Raw genomic sequence first — 7,078 nt, 5'->3', positions numbered from 1 at the left:
TGAATGAAACCACCGACATAATAGAATGCACAAACTTATCTACTCCGACTCACATTATAGGTTTTCGCTGTAACATTAAATATGACGAAACTATAAATAAGTGGGTTCTTAGTGTGATAAACAAATTGGAGATTAAGGAAAGATATGGAGTAGAAAATGCTTCACCTTTTCAAATCGTTAAAGATAAAAGAGAAGATACACTTATAAATAAATTATGAATAATAAATAGTATAAATTTGCGTTTTTATGGGGTGTTTTGGTGTTAAAGGCGCCTAATAACCTATTTATTAAAAAAATATTGTTGCAATTTAAGGGTTAATTATTATATTGCACCATCTAAATTATTATCTACCAAAGAGTATGAAAGTAAATAAAATTAAGACCTTAGGAATCATTTTATCGATGATATTGATTTTAGGTTTTGCTAGTTGTAGTAAAAAATCGAGTTCTCAAAGTGGTTCTAGAGCTACAGGTTGGAATGTAAGTGGAAAAAAAGTAATGGATAATGCAAAACAAACTCCAGGACCAGGATTGATTTTTGTTGAAGGAGGTACATTTACTATGGGTAAGGTAGAAGATGACGTGATGCATGATTGGAATAATACTCCAACGCAGCAGCATGTTCAATCTTTTTATATGGATGAGACTGAAGTGACTAATTTTATGTATCTAGAGTATCTAAATTGGATTAAAGGTTCATTTGTAAATGCCGGTCCAGAATATGAAAATATTTATCCAGGTGCTTTACCAGACACGCTTGTATGGAGAAATAGACTTGGTTATAATGAGACTATGACTAACAATTATTTGAGGCATCCAGCCTACGCAAATTATCCTGTTGTTGGGGTAAATTGGGTTCAAGCAACTGATTTTAGTAATTGGAGAACCCAGCGTGTAAATGAAGCTTTGTTAGAGAAAAATGGTTTTGCTAAAAAAAATGCAAAAACAAATGATGTTGATGCAGAAAGTTTGTTTGATACAGAAACCTATCTTGCCGCTCCAACTTTGGCTTATGGAGCCAAAAACAATGAATTGGCTTTAAAAAGACCAAAAGGAAGACAGGCAATTGCCAAAAAAGGAGAGCCTACTACTCAAAAAGGACTTTATGCTACAAGATCTTCCGGAATTCTTTTGCCTGAATATAGGTTGCCTACAGAAGCGGAGTGGGAATATGCCGCCGCAGCTGATGTTGGACAAAGAGAATATAATACTTATAAAGGACAAAAGAAATATCCATGGTCTGGTAGTTACACTCGTTCAGGTAAAAGACAAAGTAAAGGAGATCAATTAGCCAATTTTAAGCAGGGCAATGGTGATTATGGTGGTATTGCGGGTTGGTCTGATGATGGTGCTGATATTACTCAATATGTTAAATTTTATCCAGCTAATGATTTTGGGTTGTATGATATGGCAGGAAATGTAGCTGAATGGGTAGCTGATGTTTACAGACCGATAGTAGATAATGAAGCAAACGATTTTAATTATTTTAGGGGTAACCAATATACCAAAAATAAAATTGGAAAAGAGGGTATAATTGAAGTTGTTACTAAGGAAAATATTAAATACGATACTTTAAGTAACGGAAGAATCGTTGCAAGAAATTATCCAGGGCAAATTGTTCAGGTTCCAGTTGATGATAAGGAAACCTATCTAAGACAAAATTTTGATAAAAGTGATAATACAAACTATAGAGATGGAGATAAATTATCTTCTAAGTATTTTGGACAAACTGATTCAGAATCTGAAACTAAAAATAATAGTGAAACTAGTAAAATGTATAACTCTCCTAAACATAATATTTCTACCGATAGTTTAGGTAATATGGTTCGTAAATATGACAAATCGAATAAAAGAACGACACTTATAAATGATAATGTACGTGTATATAAAGGTGGTTCATGGAGAGATAGATCTTATTGGTTAGATCCTGCTCAAAGAAGATATCTTCCACAGGATGTGGCAACTGATTATGTTGGTTTTAGATGTGCTATGTCTAAAGTGGGGCCTAAATTTGAAAAAAGAAAATCGGCTAGAAATTAAATTTATAAATAATAGTAACAAAAGCCCTTTTTAGGGCTTTTGTTATTTTAATCATTTTGTATGGACATTCAAAGTATACATAATTTGTTTTTGAAATGTGATTCAGTCTCAATCGATACTAGAAAAATTGAGGAAAATTCATTATTTATAGCCTTAAAGGGAGATAATTTTGACGCAAATACATTTGTTAAGGAAGCTCTTGAAAAGAGAGCTTCTTATGTTGTTATTGATAATAAAGATTATTATATTGATAATAGAACAATAGTTGTAGAAGATAGTTTAATAGCTTTACAAGAATTGGCAAAATACCATAGAAAGTATTTAAAACTCCCAATAATTGCGCTTACTGGCAGCAATGGAAAAACAACTACTAAAGAGTTAATTAATGTTGTTTTGTCAAAAAAATACAAAACAAAAGCCACAGTAGGGAACTTAAACAATCATATAGGTGTTCCATTGACATTATTATCTTTTAATTCAGATACTGAAATCGGAATTGTAGAGATGGGAGCTAATCATAAAAAAGAAATTGAATTTCTATGCGATTTAGCTACGCCAGATTATGGATATATTACGAACTTTGGGAAAGCTCATTTAGAAGGATTTGGAGGAATAGAGGGTGTAATTGAAGGCAAAAGTGAGATGTTTGAATATATCCTTGGAAATGACAAACTAGCTTTTATAAATATAAATGACCAAATTCAAGTTAAAAAAGCAAAACAATTAAAGATTTATTCTTTTGGAATTGGTAACCAATCTACTGATGTTAATATAACATCAATAGAAGCAAATCCTTTTGTTGTTGTGAAGTATTCAGAATTTGAAATCAAAACCCATTTAATAGGGCTTTACAATGCTAATAATGTAAATGCAGCACTTTGTATAGGAAAATATTTTGAGGTAAAAGACAGCGATATTATTGAAGCTTTAGAGCAATATATACCTGAGAATAATCGATCCCAGATTTTGTCTAAAGAGACAAATCGTATCATTTTAGATGCATATAATGCAAATCCTAGTAGTATGGCGGCGGCAATTGAAAACTTTATTCAACTAGAACAACTCAATAAAGTTATGTTTTTAGGTGATATGTTTGAATTGGGGATAGAAAGCCAAAAAGAGCATAAAGCAATTGTGGATTTTTTATTTGATTATAAAGGAGTACTTTGCTACCTTGTTGGAGTTGAATTTTACAAAAATAAAGTTTTCAGCGAAAATTTAATTTTTCACGAAACATTTGATTCTTTATCAATGGAGTTAAAGGGATTAAAAATTGAAAACGCTACTATATTAATCAAAGGTTCTCGGGGGATGGCATTAGAAAGAGTTTTAGATTTATTATAGTGCCAAATTTTTTTAAACAAAGAGTCGTCAAAACATGATGGCTCTTTGTTTAAATTAAATACTAATTAAATAACTCGTTAGATTTTCCTTGTTGTTAAGTCCTAATTTTTTTCTCAATCTATAGCGAGCTAACTCAACACCACCATTTGAAATATTCATTATTTCAGCAATTTCTTTGGTTGACATATTCATTAATAGATAGGTTGATAAATCTAATTCTCGCGGAGATATACTTGGACACAACTCTTTTAATCGTTTTAAAAAGTCATAATGTACGTTTTTGATGTGTTTCTCAAGGTCTTTCCAGCTGTGGTCTGCATTAACTTCTTTGACAATGCTTTTATTTAACTTTGAAAGTTGAAATTTTGCAGATTCATCAAATGAATCAACATTAATATCTTTTAGTTTTTGAATAATTCCATTTAGAATTTTATTTTTCTTAGCAATTTGAAGTGAATTAGTTACTAATTCCTTGTCTTTTGCTAATATTTTTACTTTTAGCTTTTCGTTTTGAAGTTTTTCGATTTCTTTTTCCAAATCAAATTGTTCTTGTCTAATTTTAGATTCTTTCTCTAAATAAAGTCTTCGCTGTTCAACAGTTTGGTAATACTTGTTCTTTCTTATTTTTGATTTAATTCTGATTCGAATGTAATAAAATATAGTTGTTAGGGTTATGATATAAAACAAATAGGCTAAAAAGTGTCTGTACCAAGGTGGTGAGATTTTAAAACTAAAGCTAGTCTCATCAGATGTAATTCCAAAGCTGTTTACAACTTTAACCCTCATCGTATAATTGCCTTCTTTTAGGTTTGTATATTCTTTTATATATAATGACGACCAATTACTCCATTTATCCTCAAAACCATCAAGTAGATATGAATATTTAATATTGTCAATGTTTTCAAAAGTTGGTGAAGCAAAAGTAAATTTCACTTGATTTGCACTATACTTAATCTTATATTTATCAGTAATTATTTTTCCATTCCCATAAAACAAAGTGTCCTTATTAGATGAAAAACTTCTAATATAAACTTGGGGTTTAGCCATGAATTCTTTTGAAGCTTTCGAATTATAATGTGCTAATCCTTGAGTAAATCCTAAAAATATATTTTCAGGGTTTACGGTATTCACTGATAGGTTGTTTAAAACTAAATCCTGAGTTAAATTATAAAAAGGAGATTCAATTTTGGTGTAATTGCCTTTATTATTTTTCATCAAAACTCCTAATCCACTTTTTTTGGCATACCATATATTTTGGTATTGATCTTCTCTTATTGATGTAGCACTTAATAATGATTCAAATAATTTACTTGTAAATTCGTCTTTATAAAACACGTTACTGTTTTCTGAATATTTATAAAAATTATTTTCAGTTTTAAAACATATGCTGTTCTTTAACTTCTGTATGGTAAAGAATCCATTGTCAGTATTAGATAAATTTAGATATGTTTTTATGTCTTTAAAATTTTTAAAACCTGGATTTAAAGCAATTTTATAGAGTAGATCGTCTTTCTTTACCCATATATTTTTTATGTCGATTTCGAATTCACCAACTGATTTATAAAAACCTTCGATTTGATGCGAAAATTGCCACCCATTAGCACCTTTAATAAATAATGAAAAGCCATTATAATTTGAACCTATCATATAATTTGGATAACCAGGAATTTTTTTAAATACCCAATAACCTACATTGTCTACTATTTTTGTCAGTTTCACTCCATCAATAATTAAAGCGCCTTTGTTATGTGAGCATATAAGTTGCCCATCAATTACTTGCACATTATAAGCTTGACCCGTGGTTCCTTCTACAAGGGCAAAAGGTTCATCTATAAATGGAGTGCCCCAGTTATGGTAAAACACACCTTGATTTGTAGCTACATATAAATTTTCTTTGTAAATAACTGAGGCATAAACCGTACTTATATCGTAACTAAAGCCAAAATATGAAAAAGGAGAATTTTCGTTAATAAATGTAATTCCATTATCAAGTCCCAACCAAAGATTGTTTTTATTGTCAACAAAAGAGGATAATACGGTGTTATTTTGAAGTCCTTTTTTGAGATTTATTAATTGTATTATTTTTCCATTTGAATCACAAACAATTATTCCATTTCTAACAGAATTGAGAACTATATGATTGTTCTTAATCATTACTCCGCCTAAACAACTGTTTTTTATAGTAAAATCATTTGCTTCAGAATTCCAAGGTTTAAATATGCCATTTTCGCAAGTAAAAAGCCCCTTGTCAAGAGTAGCAATTAATACTTTAGTATTTGTTAAATTAAACATCCCCCATACTTGGGTATTGTTTAAAAAAGTTGAACCAGGCATAGTGGCTAGTTTGTTGTTTTTATACTCTAATAAGCCGTATTTGATATCTTGGAAATAAAGTCTGTCTTTTACTTTAAATGAAAAATGAAATTTTGTTGGCGCTTTAATTGTTTTAATACTATTGTTTTTAAATATAAATATGCTCCCAAAAGATTGAAAAATCACCTCTTCTTTATAGAAATGTATTTTCCATACAATATCTATAGTGTTTTCTGTATTATCATTTTGAGTGTTTAAAAATTTGGATAAAGAATAATAAATAAGTCTTCCGTTTGAGTCGGCATTAAAATAACCAAATTCATTATAACCACTAACAAAAATTTTTCCTGAATCTTGTATTTTAACAGCTCGAATAACTGACAGGTTTGGTAAAGAATATTTATGCCAAGTTGTGCCATCAAATTGAAAAAGCCCATTATTATTTGCAAAATAAACATTTCCTTCTTTGTCTTGATCTATATCCCAATTTTGTGTCCCTCCATGATAATCGGTTCTTTTGTAATTTTTAATTTCAGGTAGACCTAGTTTTTTAACTTGTCCAAAAACAGATGAAATAGATAAAAAGAACAGCAAAAGCAATAATTTAAGCTTGTTTGAAGTGAAAACTAAAAAGTATTTTTTAATTATTTTTTGAATTTTTTTCATTCGGTTATTTTGTTTTTTTTTGGAAAAAAAATAGTTTTTTTGAGCTTTGAAAGCTAATATCGTATTTTTTATTGATAAGTAAGTGTTTGTTTTTTAAAATTTTATGACACATCATGCTTTTTTTATTTTAAATTACTGATAATCAATATTTTAATATTTATATGATATGTTTTTGTATAGGCTTCTATTTTACATTGATGTGTTTTTGTATGATTAATATAATAATTATTGATTAATAACTCCATTTTTTATCTATATTATTGTATCCAATTTACTATTTAACCATTCAAATTTTATTTATTATGAAATTAACCAAATCTCTTTTTTATCACTTATAATTGTATTATTCTCAGTTTACACTAACGTTTTCAACCTTTTTTAGTTTGCTGTATTAAAAAAATTAAGAAATTTTAATTCTTAAAACTTATTTCGATAGCAAAAAACAATTTATGTTTTGAAAATCATAAACAAAATAATTATTATTTAGTAATTATTTTCACGAGACTTGATTTCAATGTGTTTAACTATGCAAAAAAGAGTTGAATTTTATTATTTACAATTTTAAAACAATTAATTAACTACAATTAACTATGAAAAAATTATTTTTTTTACTAACCCTTTGGTGTTACTCATTAACCATTTATTCCCAAGCAGACAAAGTAACTATTGATAACAGCGCTGATGGAATCAAATTAAAAGTCAACGGGAATGACTT

The 7,078-nt window shown here is 28.9% G+C and carries 4 protein-coding genes; 3 read left to right on the top strand and 1 reads right to left on the bottom strand.

Annotation, left to right across the window (positions count from 1 at the left end; all coding sequences use genetic code 11):
- From ACKVOD_RS02405 to ACKVOD_RS02395, 3 genes are all read left to right on the top strand, one after another.
- Positions 1-218, top strand: a 218-nt coding sequence (locus tag ACKVOD_RS02405; protein WP_409207888.1) for a hypothetical protein, incomplete at its 5' end; no start/stop codon positions are given.
- A gap of 142 nt (positions 219-360) precedes the next feature.
- A complete protein-coding gene (gene gldJ / locus ACKVOD_RS02400) occupies positions 361-2,040 on the top strand; it encodes a gliding motility lipoprotein GldJ (RefSeq protein ID WP_409207887.1) in 1,680 nt (559 codons plus the stop codon).
- Between the two features lie 60 nt (positions 2,041-2,100).
- Complete coding sequence (locus ACKVOD_RS02395) at positions 2,101-3,384, top strand: UDP-N-acetylmuramoyl-tripeptide--D-alanyl-D-alanine ligase (RefSeq protein WP_409207886.1); 1,284 nt, start codon at positions 2,101-2,103, stop codon at positions 3,382-3,384.
- A gap of 54 nt (positions 3,385-3,438) precedes the next feature.
- Here the strand turns inward: ACKVOD_RS02395 and ACKVOD_RS02390 are convergent, their stop codons facing one another.
- Entirely contained in the window at positions 3,439-6,363 is a 2,925-nt protein-coding gene (locus ACKVOD_RS02390; RefSeq protein ID WP_409207885.1) for a LuxR C-terminal-related transcriptional regulator, read from the bottom strand.
- Between the last annotated feature and the right edge of the window lie 715 nt (positions 6,364-7,078).

The organism is Flavobacterium sp. (assembly GCF_046155325.1).
GTDB lineage: Bacteria > Bacteroidota > Bacteroidia > Flavobacteriales > Flavobacteriaceae > Flavobacterium.
This window is presented reverse-complemented; position numbering and strand designations above follow the sequence as displayed.